This is a genomic window from Nonomuraea sp. NPDC050556, from assembly GCF_044457355.1.
In the GTDB taxonomy this organism is placed as follows: domain Bacteria; phylum Actinomycetota; class Actinomycetes; order Streptosporangiales; family Streptosporangiaceae; genus Nonomuraea.
The window spans coordinates 483,319-508,178 of the sequence record NZ_JBITGU010000006.1 but is presented as its reverse complement, the minus strand read 5'-3'; the positions used below and the strand labels follow the sequence as shown (position 1 = coordinate 508,178).

21 protein-coding genes and 1 tRNA gene are annotated in these 24,860 nt (G+C 69.2%); 12 read left to right on the top strand and 10 right to left on the bottom strand.

What is annotated here, in order from left to right:
* The first annotated feature begins 14 nt into the window (after positions 1-14).
* Positions 15-839 (top strand): SAM-dependent methyltransferase, encoded by an 825-nt coding sequence (locus ACIBG8_RS49175; protein WP_397350243.1) that lies wholly within the window; start codon positions 15-17, stop codon positions 837-839.
* Here the strand turns inward: ACIBG8_RS49175 and ACIBG8_RS49170 are convergent.
* Positions 840-913 (bottom strand) — tRNA-His (locus ACIBG8_RS49170).
* A 235-nt stretch (positions 914-1,148) separates the two neighbouring features.
* Positions 1,149-2,864: a chitosanase gene (locus ACIBG8_RS49165; protein WP_397350242.1), complete on the bottom strand. Its 1,716-nt coding sequence runs from the start codon at positions 2,862-2,864 to the stop codon at positions 1,149-1,151.
* A 230-nt stretch (positions 2,865-3,094) separates the two neighbouring features.
* On the opposite strand from ACIBG8_RS49165, the gene ACIBG8_RS49160 reads away from it, so the two are divergent.
* The 10 genes from ACIBG8_RS49160 to ACIBG8_RS49115 all read left to right on the top strand — a co-directional run bounded on the left by ACIBG8_RS49160 (position 3,095) and on the right by ACIBG8_RS49115 (position 12,005).
* The gene (locus tag ACIBG8_RS49160) at positions 3,095-4,018 is read left to right on the top strand and encodes a ParB/RepB/Spo0J family partition protein (RefSeq protein ID WP_397350241.1); all 924 of its coding nucleotides are present in this window, start codon (positions 3,095-3,097) and stop codon (positions 4,016-4,018) included.
* Between the two features lie 12 nt (positions 4,019-4,030).
* Entirely contained in the window at positions 4,031-5,233 is a 1,203-nt protein-coding gene (locus tag ACIBG8_RS49155; RefSeq protein ID WP_397350240.1) for an MFS transporter, read from the top strand.
* A gap of 150 nt (positions 5,234-5,383) precedes the next feature.
* The gene (locus ACIBG8_RS49150; protein WP_397350239.1) at positions 5,384-6,331 is read left to right on the top strand and encodes a polysaccharide deacetylase family protein; all 948 of its coding nucleotides are present in this window, start codon (positions 5,384-5,386) and stop codon (positions 6,329-6,331) included.
* Between the two features lies 1 nt (position 6,332).
* Positions 6,333-7,274 carry a diiron oxygenase gene (locus tag ACIBG8_RS49145; RefSeq protein WP_397350238.1) on the top strand — a complete coding sequence of 314 codons (942 nt, stop codon included), beginning with the start codon at positions 6,333-6,335 and terminating at the stop codon, positions 7,272-7,274.
* Positions 7,271-7,798: a dCTP deaminase gene (gene dcd / locus ACIBG8_RS49140; protein ID WP_397350237.1), complete on the top strand. Its 528-nt coding sequence runs from the start codon at positions 7,271-7,273 to the stop codon at positions 7,796-7,798. The genes ACIBG8_RS49145 and dcd overlap by 4 nt, the downstream gene beginning before the upstream one ends.
* Positions 7,795-8,319, top strand: coding sequence for a dCTP deaminase domain-containing protein (locus ACIBG8_RS49135; protein ID WP_397350236.1), 525 nt, complete (start codon positions 7,795-7,797; stop codon positions 8,317-8,319). The genes dcd and ACIBG8_RS49135 overlap by 4 nt, the downstream gene beginning before the upstream one ends.
* Positions 8,316-9,365: a glycosyltransferase family 4 protein gene (locus ACIBG8_RS49130; protein WP_397350235.1), complete on the top strand. Its 1,050-nt coding sequence runs from the start codon at positions 8,316-8,318 to the stop codon at positions 9,363-9,365. Before ACIBG8_RS49135 ends, ACIBG8_RS49130 begins: the two co-directional genes overlap by 4 nt.
* Complete coding sequence (locus ACIBG8_RS49125; RefSeq protein ID WP_397350233.1) at positions 9,362-10,174, top strand: HAD family hydrolase; 813 nt, start codon at positions 9,362-9,364, stop codon at positions 10,172-10,174. Before ACIBG8_RS49130 ends, ACIBG8_RS49125 begins: the two co-directional genes overlap by 4 nt.
* Positions 10,171-11,577, top strand: coding sequence for a glycoside hydrolase family 3 protein (locus ACIBG8_RS49120; protein ID WP_397350232.1), 1,407 nt, complete (start codon positions 10,171-10,173; stop codon positions 11,575-11,577). The genes ACIBG8_RS49125 and ACIBG8_RS49120 overlap by 4 nt, the downstream gene beginning before the upstream one ends.
* A complete protein-coding gene (locus ACIBG8_RS49115) occupies positions 11,574-12,005 on the top strand; it encodes an HIT family protein (protein WP_397350231.1) in 432 nt (143 codons plus the stop codon). Before ACIBG8_RS49120 ends, ACIBG8_RS49115 begins: the two co-directional genes overlap by 4 nt.
* Here ACIBG8_RS49115 and ACIBG8_RS49110 read toward each other — a convergent pair.
* The 7 genes from ACIBG8_RS49110 to ACIBG8_RS49080 all read right to left on the bottom strand — a co-directional run bounded on the left by ACIBG8_RS49110 (position 11,977) and on the right by ACIBG8_RS49080 (position 22,742).
* Entirely contained in the window at positions 11,977-13,050 is a 1,074-nt protein-coding gene (locus tag ACIBG8_RS49110; protein ID WP_397350230.1) for an NAD(P)/FAD-dependent oxidoreductase, read from the bottom strand. The two genes, ACIBG8_RS49115 and ACIBG8_RS49110, sit on opposite strands and share 29 nt — an antisense overlap.
* Positions 13,051-13,052: 2 nt before the next feature.
* Positions 13,053-14,435 (bottom strand): cytochrome bc complex cytochrome b subunit, encoded by a 1,383-nt coding sequence (locus ACIBG8_RS49105; RefSeq protein WP_397350229.1) that lies wholly within the window; start codon positions 14,433-14,435, stop codon positions 13,053-13,055.
* Positions 14,436-14,503: 68 nt separating this feature from the next.
* Positions 14,504-18,304, bottom strand: a complete 3,801-nt coding sequence (locus ACIBG8_RS49100) for a carboxypeptidase regulatory-like domain-containing protein (RefSeq protein ID WP_397350228.1) — start codon at positions 18,302-18,304, stop codon at positions 14,504-14,506.
* Positions 18,305-18,313: 9 nt separating this feature from the next.
* The gene (locus tag ACIBG8_RS49095) at positions 18,314-19,117 is read right to left on the bottom strand and encodes a carbohydrate ABC transporter permease (RefSeq protein WP_397350227.1); all 804 of its coding nucleotides are present in this window, start codon (positions 19,115-19,117) and stop codon (positions 18,314-18,316) included.
* Entirely contained in the window at positions 19,117-20,034 is a 918-nt protein-coding gene (locus ACIBG8_RS49090; protein ID WP_397350226.1) for a carbohydrate ABC transporter permease, read from the bottom strand. The genes ACIBG8_RS49095 and ACIBG8_RS49090 overlap by 1 nt, the downstream gene beginning before the upstream one ends.
* The gene (locus ACIBG8_RS49085) at positions 20,034-21,257 is read right to left on the bottom strand and encodes an ABC transporter substrate-binding protein (RefSeq protein ID WP_397350225.1); all 1,224 of its coding nucleotides are present in this window, start codon (positions 21,255-21,257) and stop codon (positions 20,034-20,036) included. Before ACIBG8_RS49085 ends, ACIBG8_RS49090 begins: the two co-directional genes overlap by 1 nt.
* A 6-nt stretch (positions 21,258-21,263) precedes the next feature.
* Positions 21,264-22,742, bottom strand: coding sequence for an alpha-N-arabinofuranosidase (locus ACIBG8_RS49080; protein ID WP_397350224.1), 1,479 nt, complete (start codon positions 22,740-22,742; stop codon positions 21,264-21,266).
* A gap of 130 nt (positions 22,743-22,872) precedes the next feature.
* On the opposite strand from ACIBG8_RS49080, the gene ACIBG8_RS49075 reads away from it, so the two are divergent.
* Complete coding sequence (locus ACIBG8_RS49075) at positions 22,873-23,871, top strand: LacI family DNA-binding transcriptional regulator (RefSeq protein ID WP_397350223.1); 999 nt, start codon at positions 22,873-22,875, stop codon at positions 23,869-23,871.
* 442 nt (positions 23,872-24,313) lie between these two features.
* Here the strand turns inward: ACIBG8_RS49075 and ACIBG8_RS49070 are convergent, their stop codons facing one another.
* A complete protein-coding gene (locus ACIBG8_RS49070) occupies positions 24,314-24,811 on the bottom strand; it encodes a hypothetical protein (RefSeq protein ID WP_397350222.1) in 498 nt (165 codons plus the stop codon).
* Between the last annotated feature and the right edge of the window lie 49 nt (positions 24,812-24,860).

Sequence of the window (24,860 nt, the reverse complement as noted above, 5' to 3'; positions counted from 1 at the left end):
ACAAGTGAGGCGACATGAGGGGCAACGACAGCGGCCAATGGGTCCCGAACGGACTCGACACCTGGGTGCCCAACGGCGCCCGCATCTACGACTACATCCTCGGCGGCAAGGAGAACTACGACGCCGACAGGGTGGCCGCCGACCGGATGCTGGAACAGAACCCCCAAGCCCCGCGCACCGCCCAGGCCAACCGCGCCTTCCTCGGCAGGACCGTGCGCTTCCTGGCCGCTGAGGCGGGCATCCGCCAGTTCATCGACATCGGCGCCGGCCTGCCCACCCAGCGCAACGTGCACGAGGTGGCGCAGGAAACGCTGCCCGAGGCGCGCGTGGTCTACGTCGACCACGATCCCGTCGTCACCCTCCACAGCCGCGCGCTCCTGCAGCGCCAGAACACCCTGAACGTCGGCGTGGCCCAGGCCGATCTACGCAGCCCCGAGCTGGTCCTGAACCACCCGCTGGTGGAGGAGCTGATCGACTTCGAGCAGCCCGTGGCCGTGCTGATGGTGGCGATCCTGCACTTCGTCTCCGAGGAGGAGGACCCGCTGGGAGTCGTGGAGCGGGTGATGGACGCCCTGCCCTCCGGTAGCCACCTGGTGATCTCGCACACGGTCGACGAGTCGCCCCGCGAGGTGATGGAGGTGGCGCGGAAGGGGTTCCGGCTGGCCGGAGCCATGCTCACCCCGCGTACCCGGGAGGAGGTCTCCCGCTTCTTCCAGGGGCTCGACCTGGTCGAGCCGGGAGTCGTCGACGTGTGGCGCTGGCGACCCGGGCAGGTGGAGGCCGAGCCTCCCGCCCAGGCCGCCTGGACCATGGTCGGCGGCGTGGGCCGCAAACCCTAGGGTGACCGGCGGGACTCGAACCCGCTTCAACCAGGATCACAACCTGGCCCCTCGTCCACTTCGGGATCGGTCACAGTGTCTCTGGCTGGATTCGAACCAACATCCTTCTGCTCCGCAAGCCACAGAGACCTCAAGAACGACGAAAGCCGCCTCGGGAAGGTTTCCCGAGACGGCTCGCGTGGTCGATGTCAGGCGCGCGCCTCCCCGGGAAGGGACATGTGGTGATGACGTCGCATGTCTTCCTCCCGGTGCGGTGTGGCTGGCGTGCTACGAGGATGCCCGCCCCCGCTCACCTGGCGCAACGGATTTTCAGGAGATGTGGTACGGCTCGCCGTACACCGCCCAGTCGAGCGGCGTGTTGAGGTTGAAGTTGCCGTTGTTCAGGAACACCCGCTGCGCCGTGTCGACCCGGCTGGTGTCGCTGTGCGCCTCCTCGGCGAGCATCGCGGTACGGCGGGCGTCCAGGAAGGCGTTGAGCCACGTCGTCTCGTTGCCGCCCTGCGCCGGAGGCTTGGCCTTCTTGAGCGCGTTGGCGCGGATGCTGCTGAAGCTCTCAGGGTCGCCACCGTCGCCGTGCATGACGATCGCGTCGTAGTACATGAACTGCCCCAGCGTCCGCACCCCGTCCGACTTGGCCCTGGACACGGCCGGGTTGAAGTACACGCGGTCACGCTCGTCGTCCTGCGCCTTGCGGAAGGCGGGGTCGGAGTCCGCCCTCGCCCAGTCGGCCTCGAAGGCCGAGCCGAGTCCCGCGTGCGAGTCGGTGCCGTTGACCGAGCGCAGCGCCGGCAGGTACTTGGCCAGGACGTTGCCGGGGACCCGCTGCGTGTAGAGCTCGACCATGTCGAGCATGTCCCCGGTGCCCGAGCAGAACCCGATGATCCCGGCGGTGTATCCGCGGCCGTCACCGATGTCCTCGATGTACTTGTACTGGGCCTTCCAGTTCAGCGAGGAGTTCTCCGCACTGGAGACGATCTGCATGGCGATTTCCTTCTTCGCCGGGTCGTTGAGGTCGACCCCGGAAGTCGGAGTGGTGGTCGGCGTGGGGGAGGGGGAGGGCGTGCTGCCGCCGGCGCCGTAGACCTGGAACTCGTAGAGGGAGTAGCCGTAGGCGGTGCCGCGGGCCGTGCCGTAGAGGCGGACGTAGCGCCCGCTGCCCGACACCGTCAGGTCGTCGGTGCCGCCGTCGCCGCTGGTGGTGGAGTAGACGTCGGTCCACGAGGACCCGTCGGCTGAGGTCTGGATCTTGTAGGCCTTGCCGTACGCCGCCTCCCACGAAAGTTTGACGCGGGAGATCGTCGCGCTGGAGCCGAGGTCCACGCGGATCCACTGCGGGTCGACGCCTTCGGCGCTGGACCAGCGGGTCGTGGTGCTGCCGTCGACGGCCTTGCCCGCCTCGAAGCCGCTGCCCTCGGTGGAGGAGGCGGTGGCGGGCTTGCCCTGGGAGATCACCCCACCGGGCTGGCTGGTCGGGGAAACAGTGGGCGTGGGCGTGGGCGTCGAGGTCGGCGTGGGCGACGGGGTGCTGCCGCCGGAGGAGCCGTAGACCTGGAACTCGTACAGCGAGTAGCCGTAGGCGGTGCCGCGGGCCGTGCCGTAAAGACGGATATAGCGACCGCTGCCGGATACGGCGAGGTCGTCGGTGCCGCCGTCGCCGCTGGTGGTGGAGTAGACGTCGGTCCACGAGGACCCGTCGGCGGAGGTCTGGATCTTGTAGGCCTTGCCGTACGCGGCTTCCCACTTGAGGTTGATCCTGCTGACGGTCGCGCTGGCGCCGAGGTCGACGCGGATCCACTGGGGATCGACGCCCTCCGCGCTGGACCAGCGGGTCGTGGTGTTGCCGTCGACGGCCTTGCTCGCCTCGAATCCGGAGCCCTCGGTCGAGGAGGTGGTCACCGACTTGCCCTGCGACAGCAGGACGTCGGCCGACGCGAACGCGCCAGGCGCCACCAGGAGGACGGCGGGGACGGACACCGCGGCAACAGCGGCCGCTAAGGCACGGCGAATCGCCGGTGAAGTGGACATGTGCACGGTTCCTTCGGGGTGGGGGGTGCGGTACAGACCGGCTGTACGGGACCGCCGGGTGCTCGCCGCCGAAGTAAGTTAGGAAGGCTTCCTAACTTACGTGGAGCGTACGAGGTCGGTGGATGGCAGCACAAGACCCAAGATGTCCTCCTTGACCCTCCCGACCAAACCTGGATAGATAGTAAACAAACCTAATTATCAGGGATGGCCGACAACGAAGGAGAGCCGGAGTGGTGGTCTCGGGCCATGCTCTCTCGCTGGAGACCGAGCGGGTTCTCCTCAGCACTCTGCTCCCCGCGGACTCACCCAGGCTCGCCGGGGAGGACTCCGCCCACATCGTCGAGCTCGCCGAGCTCGACGAGGTGCCCGCCGTCGTCGTCCACCGCTCCACCATGCGCATCATCGACGGCATGCACCGCTACCGGGCCGCCCAGCTACGCGGGGACAGCTGGATCGAGGTCCGGTTCTTCGACGGCGACGAGCAGGACGCCTTCGTGCTCGCCGTACGGCTGAACGCCACGCACGGGCTGCCGCTCACCCAGGCGGACAAGGCGGCGGCCGCCGCGCGCATCATCGCCTCCCACCCCCAGTGGTCGGATCGGCTGATCGCCTCGGCCAGCGGCCTGTCACACCGTACGGTCGCCGCCATCCGCGGAAGTTCGACCGGCGAGCATACCCACTCGAACAGCAGGATCGGGCGGGACGGCCGCATCCGCCCGCTCAACGCGGCTGAGGGACGCATCCAGGCCTCCCGCATGATGGCCGAGCGCCCGGAAGCGACACTCAGGGAGATCGCGGAAGCGGCGGGCATAGCCGTCTCCACAGCCAGGGACGTCAGAGAGCGGGTCCGCCTGGGCAAGGACCCCGTCCCGCCGAAACTGCGGGCAGAGGAGCAGAAGGTCCCCTCCGACGAGATCGCGCAGATCCTCGACAGGCTCAAGCGGGATCCCTCGCTGCGCCTCACGGACACGGGCAGGGGCCTGCTCCGCCTGCTCGACGCCATCCGCCTGGTGAGCACCGACGGATGGACCAGGGTCGTCAACGGCGTCCCTCCGCACTGCGCTGAACCCCTCGCCCAGGTCGCCCGCACCTGTGCGGAGGCATGGCTGAACTTCGCAGAAGAAGTCGAGACGCGCGGGCGGGAGTCCGCGTGAAGGAGTCGCCTGGTGTCTGTCATCTCCCGCGCGCGCTGGGCCGTTTCCGGCGTCTTCTGGCTGAGCGGCATGATCTGCGCGTTGTGGAGCGCCTCGTTACCCGCACTCAACGAGCGGCTCAACCTCGGCGAACTGCGCGTCGGCACGGCGCTGCTCATGACCGGCATCGGCACCCTCGTGGCGATGCCGCTCGCCGGGCGGCTCTGCGACCGATGGACGAGCAGGCGGGTGCTCCATGTGTCGGGGTCGGCCGCCGCCCTCACCCTGCTCGGCCCGGCGCTCGCGCCCTCCTACCCGGTCCTGCTCGTCTCCGCCCTCGTGCTCGGCGCCGGGCTCGGCAGCCTCGACGTCGCCATGAACACCCACGCGGTCGAGGTCGAGCAGGGGTACGGCAAGCCGATCATGTCGGCCTTCCACGGCGTGTGGAGCCTCGGCGGGGTCGTGGGCAGCGCCGTTCTCGCCGCGGGGCTGTACGCGTCGGCCGACATCGGCTGGCTGATGGCGTCCGGCGCGGTGGTCGCCGCCCTGCTGTTCGTGGTGCCGAACCGGCTCCTCCTCCCCGGGCGGCCGAACAGGGCAGGGCCGGTGCAGGAGGGCGAGGCGGGCACGGTGCGGGTCCCCGTCGTCCTGATGCTCGGGGCGATCGCGCTCAGCGCCTGCGTGAGCGAGGGAGGGGCGAACGACTGGGCGGCGCTGCACGCGAGCAAGGTCCTCGGCGCAGGTCCGGGCTCGGCGTCCCTGGCGTACACGATCTTCGCGGCCACGATGACGGTCGCCAGGCTGCTGGGGGACGGCCTGCGCCGCCGCCTGGGCTCCGAGCGGACCGTCCGCTGGTCCGGCGCGACGGCCGTCGGCGGCTACGGGCTGGTGCTCCTCGCCTCCTGGCTGCCCGCCACCGAGCTGTCGGTACGGATGATCTGCGCCTACGCGGGCTGGGCCCTGGCGGGGCTGGGCCTGGCCACGGTCGTCCCGGTGATCCTCAGTGCCGTCGGCTCCGCGGGGGAGCCAGGGGGCTCGTCGGGTCAGGCGCTGTCCTGGGTGTCGACGTTCGGCTTCGCAGGCCTGCTGTCCGGCCCCGCGCTGATCGGCCCGATCGCCGAGGCGACGTCCCTGGGTACGGCGATGCTGATCCCGGCCGCGCTCGGGGTGGTGATCACCCTCGCGGGCCCCGTGGCGGTCCGCATGTCGCAAAGGCGTTTTCTTGACGCCCCTTGAATCCGACCTGATTATTGACTTCGCGCAGGGGCCATTTCGTTAACCTTAGTAAAGGCGAAATGAATTATGTTGTATGCCGGGGTCGCCTGGAATTCCCAGGGCTATGAAATCGAATTGATTAATGACGACGGAGACCGTATTTCGCCCGCGGTGCGTTTCGGTCCTGGCCGGCGGGCGGACCTCGTCGCCCACCTCCACAGCGTCGCGAGCTCGTCCGACCAGCGACTGGTGACGGTCATCGAGAGCACCAACGGTGTTCTGGACGGCGCGATGATGGTTTCCGGTCTCGAGGTCTACCGCGCCGACCCGTGGGTGCTGCCCGAGCGGCCGACGCTCGGCTCCGTCCCGGCCAGTGACCTGGCCGAGGCCGGGCGTCGCGACCTGCTGGCGCTGGCCAAGCTCAAGATCGACGGGGGTACGCTGACGGGCCGCATCGACGAGCTCGACGAGGGGATCGCGCGGAGCGCCGAGGCCGAGAAGCCGCTCAGGCGCGGCGGCCGCTGGTTCGGGCACGGCGGCCGCGCCGGTACCGAGGTCGCCCTCACCTTCGACGACGGGCCGCACCCGCCGTACACGAACGCGGTCCTCGACGTGCTGGAGCGCTACTCCGTCCCCGCCACGTTCTTCTGTGTCGGGCTGCACGCCACCGCCTGTTCCGAGGAGATCGCCCGCATGCAGGAAGCGGGGCACACTATCGGCAACCACACCTGGTCGCACCCGTTCCTTCCCGACCTGTCGCGTGACCAGATCCGAGAGCAGATCGAGCGCACCGACGAGGCGCTCACCGACGCGGGCGGCACGCCGTCCGGCCTGTTCCGCCCGCCCTACGGGTCCAGGACCCCCGAGGTGGTCGGCTGGCTCGGCGCGCAGGGCGTCAGGACCGTGCTGTGGGACGTGGAGCCCTTCGACTGGGCGCTGCCGGGCTCCGACGTCATCGCCCGGAAGGTGCTGGAGCAGGCGCAACCGGGCTCGATCATCCTCATGCACGACGGGGGAGGGGACAGGACGCAGACCGTCGAGGCGCTGCCCGCGGTCATCGAGGGACTGCTGGAGCGCGGGCTCAGCATCGTCCCGATCAGCGAACTGAGGGGGAACTGAAATGACCGGCATCGGGCCGAACACGTTGAAACGCCTGGCCGCGGCCTGGCCGGGGCGGGCGACCATCAGAACGGACATGACCGAGGTGCTCGACCCCGGGCCCTACGACCCGGAGCTCATGGACTACCCGACCGGCCTGCTGCCGTTCGCCGAGCACCCCGACTACCTCGCCGCCACCCCCGAGCAGCAGCTCCAGGTGAACACGCTGGCGTGGCTGGCCTACAACGAGCGGGTCATCGCGGCCGAGGAGTACGTGGCCAACCCGACCTTCGAGAAGCTCGCGCACGGCGTGTTCCCGGGGTGCGACCGGTTCGAGGCCAAGGAGACGATCCAGCAGTCGCACGTCGACGAGGTCTGGCACACCTACATGCACATGCTGGCCATGCGCCGCACGCGCGAGGCCCGCCGTACCACCGCGGAGCCCGACAAGTACGGGCATCCAGTGACCAACCGCAGGCTGTACGCCCTGGCCGCCGAGGCCGGCGAGCAGTGGGAGCGTGACCTGCTCTACCTGCTGTGGACCGCGGTCGGCGAGATCAGCATCAACAAGTTCCTCGACCTGGTGGCCGGAGACGACACCATCCAGCCGATGCACGCCCTCGTCGCGCGGCTGCACGCGCGGGACGAGGCCGCGCACGGACCCGTCATGTTCGAGGTGATGAAGGACGTCTTCGTCCACCTCGACGCGAAGCAGCGCGACCTGCTCGCCAGGACCATCCCCGACGCCATCCTCGCGTTCGGCGCCGAGGACTACGACCTCTGGCTGGAGATCCTGCGCTTCGCCGGGTTCGCCCGGGCGAAGGAGATCGTCGAGGACAGCCGCAGCCTTCCGGGCAACGACCTGATCGTCACCGACTTCGGCCCGATCCGCCGCCTGGCGCGGGAGCTGGAGATCGAGGACCGCGTCGCATTCGACTTCGCCACCAACCAGAGGACCGAATGATTCTCACGGGCCCGGAGATCATCGCCGCGACCGAGAGCGGGCGGATCGGGATCTCACCGTTCAACGCCGACCAGGTCAATCCGAACAGCTACAACGTACGGCTCGGCGAGACGTTGCTGACCTACGAGGACGGCGTCATCGACTCCTACGCGGAGAACCCCACCAGGAGCGTCACCCTCGGCGAGGACGGCTACCTGCTCCAGCCCGACCAGCTCTACCTCGGCCACACGGTGGAGCGCGTCGGCTCGGACACCTACGTCCCGCTCCTGTTCGGCCGCTCGTCCGTCGGGCGCCTCGGACTCTTCGTGGAGATCACCGCGCCGATCGGCGACATCGGGTTCAACGGGCAGTGGACCCTGATGTTGTCGCCGGTGCGCCCCCTGCGCGTTTATTCGGGGATGCGGATCGGCCAGATCATGTTCTTCGTCTCGGTCGGCGACATCGATCTCTACGCGGGTAAATACCAGGCCGCCAAAGGCCCCCAGGCATCCAGGTACTGGAAAGACAGAATGGCTCTGCTGTGATTCTCACCGGTCCCGCCATCGCGCAGGCCGTACGGCAGGGCGACATCGTCATCGACCCCTTCCAGCCGGAAAGGCTCTCGCCGAACGCCTACGACTGGCGGCTGGGCGACACCATCCGCGTGTGCGGCCACGACCTGGACGCGGCCGTCGCCTCCACGCTGCCGGAGCAGCCGATCCCGCCGGAGGGCATGACCCTGCAGCCGGGCCTGCTCTACCTGGGCGTCACGCACGAGCGCACGCACTCGGAGCGCTACGCCCAGCTGCTCAACGGCGATCACACCATCGGCGGCCTGGGCGTCTGGGTGCACATCTCGGCGCCGCTCGGCCACGTGGGCCACGCCATCCGCTGGACTTTGGAGATCTGCGTGGTCCGGCCGGTGCGCATCTATCCCCACATGACCTTCGGAAAGCTCGTCTTCCTGGAGACGTACGGCTCGCGCGCCAGCTACCAGCAGATGGGCAGCAAGTACATGAGCACCGAGGGCATCGACGTCTCCCGCCTGCACGAGGAGCTGAATTGACGGCGATCACCGGGATCGACCTGCCGGCGGGCAGCCCAGGCGGGAGCATGGAGCTCCTGCGCGACCTCTACCTGGCGCCCGGCCGGCCGGTTCCCGCTGACGTCTTCACGCTGGCCGGACCGTCGGGGTCCGGCGCCGTGATGCTCCCGGTGGAGGGGAAGACGCTGTCCGGGCCGGGGTTCTGGCGCTACGTCGACGCCCTCTCCACCGCGATCATCGACAGGTTCCAGCCGGAGGACTACGGGATCGTCCACCTGCAGCACCTGGCCTTCGGCGCGACCCCGGCGCTGCTCCGCGCGTTCCCGCGGCACCCGGCCGTGGCCTTCGTGCACGGCACCGACCTGATCTTCGCGGCCGACGACCCCACGCAGGCGGAGGTGCTGCGCGAGGCGGTCAAGGCGGCCGACGTCGTCGCGACGCCGACCCTCGCCATGGCGGACCTGCTGCGCGACATCACCCCCGTCGAGCCGCGGCGCATCGCCCACATCCCGTGGGGGGTGCCCGACGAGCTGCTGGCGCGGCCGTTGTCACCAAGGCGGGCAGAGGGCGGCGACCTGCGCCTCCTCTACGCCGGTCGGCTCACGGCGGAGAAGGGGGTCGAGAGCCTGCTGGCCGCGGTCGACCGTCTCGACGGCGTCACGCTCAGCGTGGCCGCCCCGGAGGCGGAGTTCCGCGCCCTGCGTGGCAGGGTTTCCGGGGTGCGCTATCTCGGCTGGCTGGACCGTCGCGAGCTCTGGGAGGTGTTCGGCGACCACGACCTGCTCGCCGTACCCTCTGCTCGCCTCGAGGCCTTCGGCCTGGTCGCCGTGGAGGCCCAGGCGTGCGGCCTGCCCGTGCTCTACCAGGGTGTTCCAGGCCTGGCCGAGGTGCTCGGGGACTCGGCCCTCAGCCTTTCCGGCGATCTGGCCGACGTCCTCGCGTGGCTGGCTCGGGATCCTGGCGCGCTGGAGGACCTCCGTACGGCCGGCCGCGCCAACGCCGCTCGTTTTCCCCTGTCGAACACCATCAGAGACATCAACTCTCTCTCCGCGGAGCTGCAGCGATGACGTACACGACGCCACCACGCCTGGTGGCCACCGACCTGGACGGGACGATCGTCAGAAGCGACGGCACCGTCTCGGCGCGGACGGTCGAAGCCTTCGACAGGGCCCGCAGCGCGGGAGCGACGATCGTCTTCGTCACCGGAAGGGCGCCGCGCCTCGTGGCGGAGCTCGCCGAGGCGTTCGGCGACCAGGAGCTGGCCATCTGCTCCAACGGGGCGCTGATCTACGACATGCGCGACGGCAAGGTCGTCGAGGAGAACTTCATCGGGGCGGAGATCCTGGCCGAGGCGGGCAGGCTGCTGCGGGCGACGATCCCCGGGATCGGGCTCGCGGTCGAGTACGCCGAGGGCCTGTCCGCCGACGACCTGTACGAGTCCGACGACTGGGACAGGGGCGTCACGATCCGGCGGGTCGGCAACGACGAGCTGTTCCGGCATCCCGCGCCCAAACTGCTCGGACGCCACCCCAGCCTGTCCGCCGACGAGCTGCTCGCCCTCGCGGCGCCCGCTCTGTCGCCCATCGTGACCCCCTACCACTCCAACGGCCTGCGACTCGTCGAGGCGATCGCGACGGGGGTGAGCAAGGCCTCCGCGCTGCGCGACCTGGCCGAACGGCTCGGCATCGACAGCGCCGACGCCGTCGCCTTCGGCGACATGCCGAACGACCTGCCCATGCTGTCCTGGGCAGGCCGTTCGTACGGCGTCGCCAACGGCCATGCCGACGTGCTGGCGATGGTCGACCACGTGATCCCCGCCCAGGACGACGACGGCGTCGCCGAGGTCCTGGAGCAGCTCTTTGGAGGCCGTCGATGAGCACATATGACCGTCTGATCAACGGGTGCCTGCTCCCCGGGTTCCACGGCACCGCCGTACCACCCTGGGTCGCCGGGCTCGCGGGGGTCATCCTCTTCCCGCAGAACCTCTCAGGAGGCGACTCGGTCCGCCGCCTGTCGGCTCAGGTGCGCGCCATCAGCCCCGACGCGCTGATCGCCATCGACGAGGAGGGGGGCGACGTCACCAGGCTCCACTACGAGACGGGCAGCCCCTACCCGGGCAACCTCGCGCTGGGTTCCGTCGACGACCTCGATCTGACCGGCCGGGTGGCCACGGCCATCGCGGCCGATCTGGTGGCGGCCGGGGTCAACTACAACCTGGCGCCGTCGTTCGACGTCAACAGCGACCCGGACAACCCGGTGATCGGGGTGCGCTCGTTCGGCTCCTCTCCCGGGCTGGTCGGGGCGCACGGGGCGGCTTTCGTGCGGGCGATGGGGGAGGCGGGCGTCGCGACGGCGGCCAAGCACTTTCCCGGTCACGGCGCGACCGTGACCGACCCGCACCAGGACGCGCTTCCCGTGATCTCCTGCGATCTGGAGACGTTGCGTCTGCGGGAACTCGCGCCGTTCGTCTCGGCTGTCGAGGCCGGGGTGTCCAGCCTGATGATCGCGCACGCGATGTATCCGGCGCTGGACCCCGAGAACCCGGCGACGTTGAGCCGCAGGATCCTCCACGACCTGGTGCGGGGGGAGCTGGGGTACGAGGGTGTGCTGCTGAGCACGGCCACCGCGCTGGTGCCCGCCGGCGAGGTGCCCGGCACTGCGGTCCGCTCCTTCCAGGCCGGTGCCGACCTGCTGCTGATCGGGCCTGACGACGGCGGGCAGTGCGCGGCGATCAGGGCGGCGGTCACGGACGCGGTGCGGCGGGGCGACCTCGAGGTCTCCGCGCTGGAACGCGCGGCCTCCCGGGTGGCCGAGATGCGCGCTCACGCCACCCGCCCCTCCTCGGGCCTCGACGCGGCCAGGCGGGCGGTGCGTGTCGAGGGTGACGTCGTCCTGCGCGAGCGCGCGGTCGTCGTCGAACTCCGCGCCCCGGCCAACGTCGTGGCGGGCGAGGCCTACTGGAGCGTCGCCGACGCCCTGACCCGGCGCGACCTGGTCGCCCACGCCGTACGCGTGGACGAGCAGGGCCCGACGCCAGACGCCTTCCTGGCCGTTGACGGTGGCCACCGGCTGGTGATCGTGGTCCGCGACGCCTACCGCATCCCCTGGCAGCGCGCGTGGGTGGAGAAGGTCATGGCAGAACGTCCGGACACGGTTCTGGTAGGCGTGGGCATGCCCGACGACGCGACGCTGGCCGGCCAGGCACACATCCTCACCCTGGGCGCAGGAGGGCCGAACATCCAGGCCGCCGTCGAAGCACTGGCCGGTGACCTTCCTTGACCCAGGAAGAATGCGTCTTCTGCGCCATCGTGCACCGGAGGACCCCCGCGGCCGTCGTCTTCGAGGACGACCTGACCATGGCCTTCCTGGACATCACCGCGGTGACCGACGGCCACACCCTGGTCATCCCCAAACGCCACGCCAAGGACCTCTGGGACATCCCCGAGGCCGACGCGGTGGCGGTGATGCGGACAGTCCACCGGATGGCCCGTAGAATCCGCGAAACCCTCAGCCCCGACGGCCTGACCCTGTTCCAAGCGAACGGTGCGGCAGGCTGGCAGGACGTCTTCCACCTGCACGTCCACCTGGTCCCCCGCACCGACGACGATCACCTGCACCGCCCCTGGTCCGCCACCCCCGTACCTCTGGAAGCCCTCGAACCCACCCGATCCCGCTTGGTCATGCCGCCCGCAGCAGCTGCTCCGTGACCGAGCCGTGGATCCTGTGCTGGTACGGCTGGCGCGAGCCGTACCCGAGCGAGGCGGCGACGTTGTTGGCAGCCAGCCTGCCCTGACGCAGCGCGTGCTCCCCGCTCATCGGAATGATCTTGCCGGGCCTGGTGAGATCCGGCACGGAGGCCACGTCCCCGCAGGCGTAGATCTCAGGGTGGCCCGGCACGACGAGGTACTCGTCCACCCTGAGCCTGCCCTGCTCGGCCGCCAGCCCCAGGTTGGTCACGAGCGGATCGGGACGGACCCCGAAGCTCCACACGACCGTACGGGTGGGAATGAACTCGCCGTCGGTGAGTCGCAGCCCCTGCGAGGTGACCTGCCCGAGCGAGGTGTGCGTCCTGACCTCCACGCCCTGCCACCGCAGCATCCGCGCCGTGGTCCTGGACAGGCGGTGCCGCATGTCGGGAAGCAGCCGCTCGGCCGGATCGGCCAGGATCCAGCGGATCGGCTGGTCACGCAGCCGTGGGTCGCGGGCGGCGATCGACTGCGCCAGCGAGTGCCCAGCCGAGGCCGCCGCCGTGCCCGCGTAGCCAGCGCCGAGCACGACGAACGTGGTGAGCGCGGCACGTTCGAAGGGGTCGGTGCTCGCGGCGGCCAGGGAGATCTGCCGCTCGATGTGCTCGCGCAGCTGGAGGGCCTGGCCGACGTTGTGGAATCCGAAGCTGTACGGCGCGACCCGGGCGACGTGCGCCACCTCGCTCACGCCTCCCGCCGCCACGATCAGCCGGTCGTAGTCGATGACGCCGCCGTCATGGAGGACGCGCCGGGCGTCGGTGTCGATGTGGGTGACCGTACCGAGCACCACCTGCACGCCGGGCAGCGTCTCGGCCAGCGGCACGCCCACCTGGTCCGGGCTCAGGACGCCCGCCATCACCTGCGGGAGCAGTTCCGGATGGACGGCGTCCCTCGCCGGGTTGACCAGGATCAGCTCCGCGGCGCCCGCCACCGTGCGGGACAGGCCGCGCGCCGCCTCGACCCCTGCGACTCCCGCTCCGACGATCACCACTCGTGGCTTGTTCATGGTCATCTTCCTGCCGTGATCGCGTGCTCGCGCTGTGCCGGTTCGTGCCGTTCGTGGAATCCGCCGTCCGGGGTGCGGACGATGATGCCCGTCTCCACGCCCTCCTCGGCCTCGTGGCGCGCCTCCTGCTGGAGCGCGAGGATGATCCACCGGGTGAGGACGAAGGCGATGACCGGACCGATGAGCACGGCGTACCTGAAGAAGATCGTCACAGGTTCGATGGCGAGGTGGAACGCGTGGGCGATCTGGTCGTTGGCCGCCGCCGCCCACAGCAGGCCGTAGAACGTGACGCCGGCGACCGCGATGGCCGTCTTCACCGGGGTGTCGCGCGGCCGGTCGAGCACGTCGGGCGCGCTCAGGTCGCGGGCCGTACGGCGGGCGCTCTTGGGCCGGCCCACCGCGTCGCGGCGGTTCAGGCGCGCGGCGACGAAGCGCTCGGCGAAGGGGTAGAGGGCCAGGGCGGTGAAGAAGACCCCGGGGATCACGAGTGTGGGGATGAGGACGGCGAGGCTGAGGGTGTAGTCGCCGATGGTGAGCTCCCAGCCGGGCATGATCCTCAGGGCGCCGTCGAGGAACCCCATGTACCAGTCGGGGACCGCGCCCGCCGAGACCTGCGTCGGCTTGGCCGGGCCGTACAACCAGATGGGGGCGATCTGGAAGCCGAACCCGAGGATGATCAGCATGCCCGTCGTCGTCAGCGCCATCAGCGGGCGGGCGCTCTTCCGCGAAACCGGCGTGGCGGTGAAGTGCGAGTGGCCGTGGCGGCGCACCAGCAGCTCGCGGACGATCAGCAGCCCGGCGATGACGGCCGGGATCAGCAGGTGCCCGCCGTACAGGACCGGGATGACCCTGTCGCCGGGGAAGCCGTCGCCGAACAGCAACGACATCACCCACGTGCCCACCACCGGGATGGACTCCACCACCGACATGATCAGCCACAGGCTGCCACCCGACAGCATGTCGTCGGGCAGGGCGTTGCCGGTCTCACCGGCGGCCATGCCCAGCACCAGCAGCGTCACCCAGATCAGCCACTGCGTGGTGCGCGGCCGGCGGAACGCGCCGGTGAGGAACATGCGCAGCAGCTGCAACGCGACGGCCGCCACGAAGACGAGCGCCGCCCAGTGGTGGACCTGGCGGATGAGCAGGCCGCCGCGCACCTCCAGACTCAGGTGCATGGTCGAGTCGAAGGCCTGGCTGACGAAGAGCCCGTTCAGCGGGCCGTACGAGCCGTGGTAAGCGACCTGGGACATGTCGGGGACGTAGAACACCATCAGATAGGCGCCGGTCACCGTCAGGACGACGAATGACCAGACAGCCATTTCCGCGAACATGAACGACCAGTGTGAGAACTGGAACGAGCGGTGCTTGATCGACAACGAACGCATGGGAGCACCTGCCTTTCCTCACCTACATGACGAGACAGGCCCCCGCGCTGTGACAGTGATCCCTGTCACTAGGACAGCCGGACGGGCAGGGCGGTTGCTCCGAGTGACGTCACCTCCACGGCTGTTCTGGTCGCGCTCGTGTATCCGGGCGCTGACACGTTCAGGGTGTAGGTCCCGGGAGGGGTGCTCAGCCGGTAGTAGCCGGACGCGTCCGTCGTGGCGCCGTTGACCGTGGCGCCCGCGATGGGCGTGCCGTCCGCCTTGGTGACCCGGCCGACGAGCAGCGGGGTCGTCACGGGTGGGGCGGCGACGTCGAAGGTCAGCACCGTGAAGGAGTGCGCGGGGAAGCTGTGCTCGGTCCCGCTCGCCGTCGTGGTGACCGTCTGGACGGCCGTCGGGTTCTGCCAGGTGTTCCTGTCCAGGTAGCCAGGGGAGGCGACCGTGGACACGGTGACCGTCGAGCCGATCGTGCCCGCTCCGGCGATCGCCAGCGAGGCCGACTGCGCCGCGACCGGGTCGCGGTTGACCACCGAGACGTACACCTTCGTCCCGTCGGCCGATCGCGTCGAGGTGACGTCGAGCATGGGCACGCCGCTGCGGGCGGGCAGGTTGCCCATCGCCGGTGCGTTGTAGGCCGGCCCGCTCACCGTGGTGGGCAGCAGCAGCGGCCCGTGCCGCTCTGCGGTCAACTGCTGCACCAGGTAGGCCGGGGTGACGAAGCTGCCCCGGTTGCCCAGCCTGATCGCGCTGCCGTCCCAGAACTCCATCAGCGTCGAGGCCGCGTTGACCTCGTTCACATCGCTCCTGCGCATGAACAGGTTGAGCAACCCCGCCTCCTGCAACGCGCCTTCGAGCGTGCGGGTCCTGCGGTGCTCCTCGTTGAAGTACATGGCGTTGTGCTCGGTCACCGCGATCTTGATGTCGCGGTTGGTGCCGTTCAGGATGGTGTTGGTGGCCGTCGCCATCCGGTCGCCGATCACGACGGGCGCCCCGACGGCGGCGGAGTAGAGCGCGGCGCTGTCGTAGTTCTGCGGCAGCGGCTGCGGGCTGTAGTAGTGGATCGACAGATGATCGAGCTTGCCGCCCGCATTGGCGATCATCGTGGTGTTCCAGCTCTGGTCGTTGTTGGTGCCGTCACCGCCCTCGCCGATGAAGGCGATCGACGGGTCCTTGGCCGCCATCGCGTCGTGGAAGGTCACGTAGCTCGCCGCGAACGCCGCCGCGCCGGTGTGGCCCGGCGTCCACGACCCCCACACCTCGTTGCCGATCTCCCAGGTCTTCACGTTGTACGGCTGCCGCCCGCGCTTGGCGCCCCACGTGGTGGTCGAGGCGCCGTTGGTGTACTCCACCCAGTTCGCCGCGGTCGCCGGCGTGCCCTGGCCCCAGTTCACGTTCAGGACCACCGGGATGCCGAGCGCCTCCGCCAGCCCCAGGATCTCGTCGGTGCCGACGTCGTTGGTCATCCACTCGGCCTCCCACTGCCCGTAGTACATGGGCGGGCGCTGGTCGCGCGGGCCGATGCCGTCGCTGAAGGTGTAGCTGTCGGCGATGATGCCGCCTGGCCAGCGGATGGAACCGGGCTTGAGCGCGGCGAGCCGGTCCACGAAGTCCTTGCGCCAGCCGCCGTAGGCCACCTCCGCCGGGTCCTTCGGCATGACGCTCGCCAGGTCGATCCAGAGCGTGCCCGTGCCTGCCGTACCGATGAAGAGCTTGGCGTAGCGATCCGTGGCCGTCGGCGTGAGCGTGGCGGTGTACTTCGCCCAGCTTCCGGTGATGCCCGAGAGCGTCGCCGAGGCGTAGGCGGTGTAGCCGGGACCGTCGCCGGAGTCCGGACCGAGTGCGACCGTGACGGGCGCGGTCAGTCCCGCCTGCTTGAGATAGACGCTCACCTCGTACGGCCGGCCGGCCGTGACCGCGATGCCGCCCTGGCTGACGCCCCTGCGCCCGGTGGTGTGCTGGGTGAGGTCGATGCGTTGGGCGTAACTACCGTTGAACGCGGCGCGGTCACGGCTGTAGGTGGCCACGTCGGTGTGCCCGTCGGGACGCCAGGCGTTGTCGGTGCGCCACCAGGTCAGGTAGTCCCACTTCGTGACGCTGGTGCCGTAGCCGTACAGGAAGGCGTGGTATTCGGTGTTCTGGAGTACGGCAGGCCGGGGCAGGCTGTGGACGAGCCGGCCGTTGGCGAAGAAGTCGACGTTCCTGCCGACCTCCATGCGCAGCACGACGGGCAGCGACACCGCGGGGCCCGTCCAGGGCGCGACCCCGTCGCCGAAGACGCGCAGCGTGCCCGCCTCGACCCCGAATTCCAGATATTTCGAGAAATCGCCGCGACCCGTCCCCGCGTACAGGTTGAGCAGCCCGTTGACACCCGTGTAGGAGTCGAGCTTGGCCTCGACCGCGTAGGCCTGCACGTCGCTCTCGCTGATCGGCTGCGACATGATCCCGTAGCGGCTGTTCGCGGCGCCGTTGACGACCATCTGGCTGTTGGACGCGCCCGCGCTGCCCCAGCCGCCCGCGAGCGTGGTCGGCGTCCAGGCGCCCGACACGCCGCCGCCCTCGAAGTGGTTGTCCCACCGGTCGGGCAGGTGCACCTGGCTGATCCCGAGGTTGTCCCAGCTCGTGGTGGAGGCGCCGAAGCCGTAGAGGAAGACGCGGAAGTCCTGCAGCGGCACGTCGACGCGGGTGGCCAGCTCGTGGACGCGGGCGCCGTTGACGAAGAACCTGAACAGCCTGCCGTTCGACCAGTACGGGCTGACCTGCACCGACAGGGTGGCGGGCAGGCTGACCGCGCCGCCCGTCCAGTTGCCCGTGCCGTCGCTGGTGAAGACCTTCGCGACGCCGCCCTCGACGCCGAACTCCATGAAGTGGTCGAAGCCGCCCGTGCCGCCGTAGATGTTCATGAGAGCGTTCGTGCCGGACGCGCTCGCCAGCCTGGCCTCGATCGTCGTCCAGTCGACCGAGCTGTTGCCGATCGGCTCGGACAGCAGGCCGTAGCGGGAGGCCGCGCCTCCGGTGATCGTGGCCTTGCCGCCCGACACCGCCACCGAGCCGTTGGTCGCGCCCTCCAGGCGGGTCGGCGTCCAGCGGGGTGACAGGGCGGCGCCGCCGAAGGAGTCGTACGTGCCGTCGGGGGTGAGCGCGAGGTAGTCGGCGCTGACCGTGCCGCTCCAGCCGTACAGGAAGGCCCGGTAGTCGCCGGGGAGGCCGGTGAAGCCGGACAGGGTGTGGACCAGGGCGCCGTTGTAGAAGAAGCGCAGCGTCCTGGCCACGCCCTCGAGGCCTGAGACGTCGACCCTGAGCACGGCGGGGGTGGTGGCCGCGCCGCCCGTCCAGGGGGCCTGGCCGTCGGCGAAGACCTTCAGCACCCCGCCCTCGATGGCGAACTCGGCGAACCTCGTGAAGTCGCCCGGCCCGCCGTACACGCTGAGTATCGCGTTGGCGCCGGTGTAGGAGACGATCCGCGTCTCCACGCTGACGGTGGCGTAGCGGCTGCCGGGCACCGGGTTGGACAGGATGCCGAACCGACCGGGCTGGGATCCGGTGATCGCCGCGGTGCCACCCGAGGTGGTGAAGGTGCCGAGCGGCGCGCCGTCGAGGCTGGCCGGGGTCCATTTCGACCGGTCGGCCGCGTCGAAGCCGTCGTAGAGGGTGCTGGTGGCGGGGGCGGTCTCCAGCGAGCGGTTGGCGACCTTCTCCGCCCAGGCGTTGTTCATGTTGTCGGAGGCCCACTCCATCATCTGGCCGGTGACCGCGGGCTGGACGACGCCGACGGGCTTGCTCGCGTCGATGGAGATGGTGTTGGCGGCCACAGCCGTCGTCGCGATATTTGGGAGTAAAAGGGCAAGACAGGCCAGGACGTGCTTCACCATGGGGAGTCCCTACTTCATTCCGGTGGTCGCGATGCCTTCGATGAAGCGCCGCTGGACCAGCAGGAACGCTGCGACCATCGGCAGGAGGGTGAGGACGGCGCCGGCCATCAGCAGGCCGTACTCGATGACGTGCTCGCCCATGAACAGCGCCAGCCCGGCGGGCAGCGTCTGCATGTCGGTGTCGGTGGTGAACACCAGCGGCCAGAGCAGGTCGTTCCAGTTGTACATGAAGTGGAACAGGCCGAGCGTCAGCAGCGCCGGGCCCGACAGCGGCAGGATCACCCTGCGGTAGATGCCCAGGTCGGAGCAGCCGTCGATCCTGGCCGCCTCGTCCAGCTCGCGCGGGATGGTGAGGAAATACTGGCGCAGGAAGAAGATGCCGAACGCGTTCGTCGCCCGGGGCACGATCAGCCCCTGGTAGGTGTTGATCCAGCCCAGGTCGCTGAGCAGCTGGAAGAGCGGCACGAGGGTGACCTGCGGGGGGATCATCAGCAGGAGCAGGATCAGCACGAAGACGGCGTTCCTGCCGGGGAACTCCAGCCTGGCCAGCGCGTAGGCGGCCAGCGAGTCCAGCAGCAGCGAGATCGCCGTCACGCCGCCCGCGAAGATCACCGTGTTGAGGAACTGCCTGCCGAACGGGATCCTGCCCCAGATCTGCGTGTAGTGGTCGGTGGTGAAGCCGCCTGGCAGCAGCGAGGGCGGGTAACGCACGATGGCGGCCTCGGGCGTGATCGACGCCATGACCATCCAGACGAGCGGCAGCAGCACGAGCGCGGTGCCGATGATCAGGGCGGCATATTTCAGGACCCGCATCAGTACCTCACCGCCCGGCGGCTGAAGAACACGTTCTGCGCCAGCGACAGCACGAACACGATGACCACCAGCACCCAGGCGATCGCCGAGGCGTAGCCGAACTCGAAGTCCTGCAGCCCCTTGCGATAGACGAGGTAGACCAGCGACTCGGTGGCGAAGTGCGGCCCGCCGCGCGTCATGACGAAGATCTGGTCGAACACCTGCAACGCCGCGATCGCGGCGATGATGAAGACGAACATGGTGGTGTGCCCGAGCAGCGGCCAGGTCACCTTCCTGAAGCGCTGCCACGGCCCGGCCCCGTCGATCGTCGCCGCCTCGTAGTAGACCCTCGGGATCGTCTGCAGCCCGGCCAGGTACATCACCATGTAGAACCCGGTGTTCTTCCAGACGCCGACGCCGATCAGGTACCACATGGCCACGTCGGCGTCGCGCACCCCGTCGCCCACGTCCACGCCGAGGCCGCGCAGCCAGTAGGTGACCAGGCCGATGTCCGGGTCGAGCAGGAACTTCCAGGCGATCGCCACCACGCCCAGCGAGACCACCGACGGCAGGAACAGCGCGGACCTGAAGAACCCGCGTCCCCTGATCCGCCCGTTGAGCAGCAGGGCCAGGCCGAGCGCGAGCGCGACGGCCACCGGGGTGGCCACGACCGCGTAGAACACCGTGTTGCGCAGCGCGACCAGGAACGCCTCGTCGCCGAGCAGCTTGGTGTAGTTGCCCAGCCCGACGAACGGACCAGGGCCGATGGACTTGTCGAAGAAGGAGTCGAAGAGCGAGCTCACCATCGGCCAGACCATGAAGACGGCCACCACGACCAGGGTCGGCGCGAGGAAGGTGTAGGCGACAGCCGTACGGCGAGCCCTGGTGGACCAGCCCCGCGCCGACCGGTGCGTCAGCGCGGAGGCTCGCCTGAGCATCACTGGCTCGCCAGCGGCGCGATCGTCTTGGCCGCCTCGTCGAGCGCGGGCTGGACCTGCGCCTTGCCCGTGGTCACCTTCTGGATCGCCGGCTCGAACGTCTCCTCGTAGATCTTGCGGAACTCGGCCTGGCCGGACAGCAGCACCTGCGCCTTGTCGGAGTAGGCGGCGAACTGCGCCACGTAGGGGTTGGCCTTGGTGTCGTCAGGGGTGACGTCGGTCCTGACGCCGGGGAAGCCTGAGCCGTTGGACCAGGCGATCTGCGACTCCTTGGAGTTCCAGAAGGTGAACCACTCCTTGGCCGCCTTCTGCTTGGCCGCGTCGGCCTTGGCGTTCAGCACGAAGGAGGAGGCGCCCGCCAGCGTCACGCCCTTGGCAGGACCCGCGGGCACCATGGCAACGCCGAAGTCGAGCCCGGCCTCCTTGAAGCCGGTCGTCATCCACGGCCCGGTGATGTTGGTGGCCGCCTTGCCCGTCTGGAACAGCTTGTCGGCGTCGGCGCCGCCCAGACCGGTGGGCGAGATCTTGTCCTTCACGATGAGGTCGCTCCACTGCTGGACCGCCTGCACCGACTGCGGGCTGTTCAGCGACAGCAGGTCGCCGCCGTTGCCCCACAGCAGGATCGGCCAGACCTGGATCGTCTGGTGGTCGGGCAGCGCCGTGCCGTACTGCTCGGGACGCCCGTCGCCGTTGGTGTCCTTGGTCAGCTTCTTCAGCGCCGCCTGCCAGTCCGCCCAGGTGGCGGGCGGGGTCTCGGGGTCGAGTCCGGCGTCCTTGAAGAGCTTCTTGTTGTAGTACATGAGGATCGGGGTGAAGGTCATCGGGACCGCGTAGTGCTTGCCCTTGAAGACGGTGGCGTCCACGGCCGGTTTGACCAGGTTGGCGGTCTGCTCGGCGGTGAACCAGTCGTCCAGGGGAGCGAGGACGCCCTTGGCGGCGAATCGGCCGATGTGCGCGTCGTCGAAGGCGACGAGGTCGGGGCCGTTTCCGCTGGTGTAGGCGGGCAGCAGCTTCTGGAACAGCACGTCCCAGGTCATGACGTTCATCTGGATCTGGATGTCGGGGTGGCTGTCGTTGAACTTCTTCACCAGCCCCTCCAGCGTGGGGCGGTCGGGTCCCGTGTATCCGTTCCAGAACGTCAGGGTGGTCTTGCCGCCGGACTGTTCCGGTGCGCCGCAGGCGGTGAGCGCGGCGATCATGGCGAGGGCGAGCAGGCGTCGCATAGGGGGTCAGCTCCTCGGAAAGGTGAGACGGATCAGGCTCCACGACGCGGCCGGGAGCAGGGCGCGCAACTGTCCCCCATGGAGTTGCGCGGTGGCGAGGGGCCTGACGGCCACCTCTGTGGCGTGCGGGTCGGTTCCCGCCTCGAGCAGGTGCGTCTCCGCGATCGTGAGCGGGCCGAGCCCGCGCAGGTCGGCGGTCAGGTCGAGCTGGTTATGCGCGCTCCTGTTGACCGCGATCACCGTCACGCCCTCCTCGTCGAGGGTGGCGACGGTGGACAGCTGGGCGGCTTCGCCGTACCTCTGCGTCTCCAGCACCGGCGTGGAGGGCTCCACTCGCAGCACGGTCCCGCGCGCGTGGCGGGCGGTCAGCGCGAACGGGTGGAAGATCGTCTGGCGCCAGGCGGGGCCGCCGGGCTGCGTGCGGATCGGCGCGATGATGTTGGCGAGCTGCGCCTGGCAGGCCACGCTCACCCGGTCGGCGTGGCGCAGCAGGGTGATGAGGAAGTCGCCGACCACCACGGCGTCGGCCGCGGTGAAGGTGTCCTCGATGAGCTCGGGCGCCTCCTCGAAGTCCCCCTGCTCGCGGCCCTCGTAGCGGGCCTGGTTCCAGACGTTCCACTCGTCGAACGACAGCTTGATCGTCTTTTTTCTGCGGAGCTTGGCTTTGATGTGGTCGGCCGTGGCCACCACGGAGGAGATGAAGCGGTCCATGTCGACGGCGGCGGCCAGGAAGCTGTCGAGGTCGCCGTCCTCCTCGTAGTAGGCGTGCAGCGAGAGGTAGTCGACAGCGTCGTACGCGTGCTCCAGCACGGTCGCCTCCCACGCGCCGAACGTGGGCATCTGGCTGTTGGAGCTCCCGCAGAGCACCAGCTCGACGCCGGGATCGACCATGCGCATGGCCTTGGCGGTCTCGTTGGCGAGCCGGCCGTACTCGTCGGCGGTCTTGTGCCCGATCTGCCAGGGGCCGTCCATCTCGTTGCCGAGACACCAGAGCTTGATGCCGTACGGCTCCGCCGTACCGTGCTTGATCCGCAGGTCCGACCAGTGCGTGCCGGATCGGTAGTTGGTGTATTCCAGCAGGTCACACGCCTCCTGGATGCCTCTGGTGCCGAGGTTGACGGCCATCATCGGCTCCACGCCGGCCGCGCGCGTCCAGGCCATGTACTCGTCGAGCCCGAACCGGTTGGTCTCGATCTGCCGCCAGGCCAGGTCGAGCCTGGTGGGACGCTCGGGGCCGACCCCATCCTCCCAGCGGTAGCCGGAGACGAAGTTGCCGCCGGGGTAGCGCACGAGGCTGACGCCCATCTCGCGGGTCAGGTCGAGGACGTCGGTGCGGAAGCCGTTCTCGTCGGCGAGGGGGTGGCCGGGTTCGAAGATGCCGGTGTAGACGCAGCGGCCCATGTGCTCGACGAACGAGCCGAACAGGCGCCGGTCGACCGGCGCGATCTCGAAGGCCGGGTCCAGGGTCAGGTGTGCGCTCTGCACAGTGCGGCTCCTCACGCGGTGCGGGTGCCGCCCTTTCTATAACGTTGTATCCAACGTTGTAAATAGCCCGGGTTACATCGTTGGAAACCCGGCTGTAGAGTGCTTCCCAGGCCTATTCCGAGAGGGGATCATGCGACCACGGCTGAAGGACGTCGCCGAGCACGCCGGGGTGTCCATCAAGACCGTCTCCAACGTGGTGAACGGCTACCTGCACGTCAGCCAGGACACCCGCGCCAGGGTCGAGGCGGCGATCGAGGAACTCGCCTACCGCCCGAACCTGTCCGCACGCAGCCTGCGCCAGGGCCGTTCAGGGGTGATCGCCCTGGCGGTGCCCGACCTGTCGATCCCGTATTTCGCCGAGCTGGCCACCCGCGTGATCGAGGTCGCCGACCTGCGCGGCTGGACCGTCCTCATCGACCAGACCCAGGGACAGCGGGCCAAGGAACTGCTGGTGATATCCGGCATCAGGGCGCAACTCATCGACGGCCTGCTGTTCAGCCCGCTGGCGCTGACCCCCGCCGACCTGGCCGCCAGAACGGACCAGACACCCCTCGTACTGCTCGGCGAGCGCGTAGGCCGCTCCTCCCTCGACCACATAGCGGTCGACAACGTCGCCGCCGCACACCAGGCCACAACGCACCTGCTTTCATTGGGCCGCCAACGCATAGCCGCGATCGGCGCGCAGCGCGCGGCGTCCGCGATGACAGCCAAGCAGCGGCTGCGCGGATTCCGCGCGGCGCTGACCGCGCAGGGGCTGACGCCGCACGCCGTGGCCCACGTACGCGACTTCCACCGCTCCGACGGGGCTGCCGCGATGGCACAGTTGCTCGACTCCGGCACGCCACCTGACGCGGTGTTCTGCTTCAACGACACGCTGGCGCTGGGCGCGTTGCGTACGTTGCTGTCGCGAGGCATCCGGGTGCCGGAGGACGTAGCGTTGATCGGCTTCGACGACATAGAGGACGGCCGTTTCTCCACCCCGACCCTGTCCACGATCGCCCCGGACAAGGCCCACATAGCCGACGCCGCCGTCACCCTCCTCACGAACCGCCTAACCGCCACCCCTGGCCCGCCCCAGGAACTCTGCGCCCCGCACAGGCTGATCCCCCGCGAAACAACAGCCCTGTGACATCTCCCTGGACCTCGTACGGACACCGAACCTCGCTGGCCGTGGTCCCGCCTCCCTTCGCGTCCCCACCCGCGAAGGCGCGCTTGAGATCCATCGCGGACAGCGCCCCACGGCTGCCTGTGTCGATATGACCCCGATCATGAAGAAACCCAGGCCAAAGCCCGGGTTCCTTCAGTCGCGCATCAGGCAGCACGCCCAACTAATGGGCGCGACCACTAGTGTCCATCGTAGATACCCGGGTTAGGAATGGCGTTGCCAGCCGCGACGCAGCAAACTGGCGGCCCGAATACCCGAACAGCGGTCTCGATGGCCTCGGTCTTCGCTGAAGCGAGAGACACCGGAGCCAGCAGCGCCACCGTAAGCGCGATGAATGCTCTCTTCATTTCTTTCAGTTCCTTAACTCTTGAACGAGTTGGGCGGCCCGAGTTCGAGCCGCCCAGGCCTACCGATAGACCGGGTTCGACCGCCCCACATAGCTGCGGAAACCGCCCGGCCCGAGATTGTTGGTGTAGCTGGTGTGGATGTACGCCGTGTACGACACCCCCGACGAGAGCCGGAAGATAGGCGACTCCCAGTAGTCGCCGACCGGGATCGCCGGATGGTCGACGACGAGGGTCCGCTCCGTGTCACCTGGCATGGGATCGGTGGAGATCGACTTGAAGGCGACGGCCATGTCGGTCTGCCCAGTGGCCCACTTGTGTTCCAGTCGCACCTTGACTTCGGGAGTGCGCAGGTCAGCCGGCTCTTCCAGGCAGTTCCTGCGGAACACGGTGACAGCGTTGGCGTAGTCGGCGGTGGTGCCACCCTCCGCGACCGCGTAGTGAGGTCCTGTCGCCTTGAACCAGCCGCAACCCGCCGATGAAGCACTGGCGGCAGGGGCGAGTAGGGCGCTGCTGGCCAGGACGGTCAACGCGGTGATTCCGAGGATACGCTTCTTCATCAAGGGGCCTTTCTTGTGTTGTGGGGTATGCGAGAGCCAGTCTGGTCGG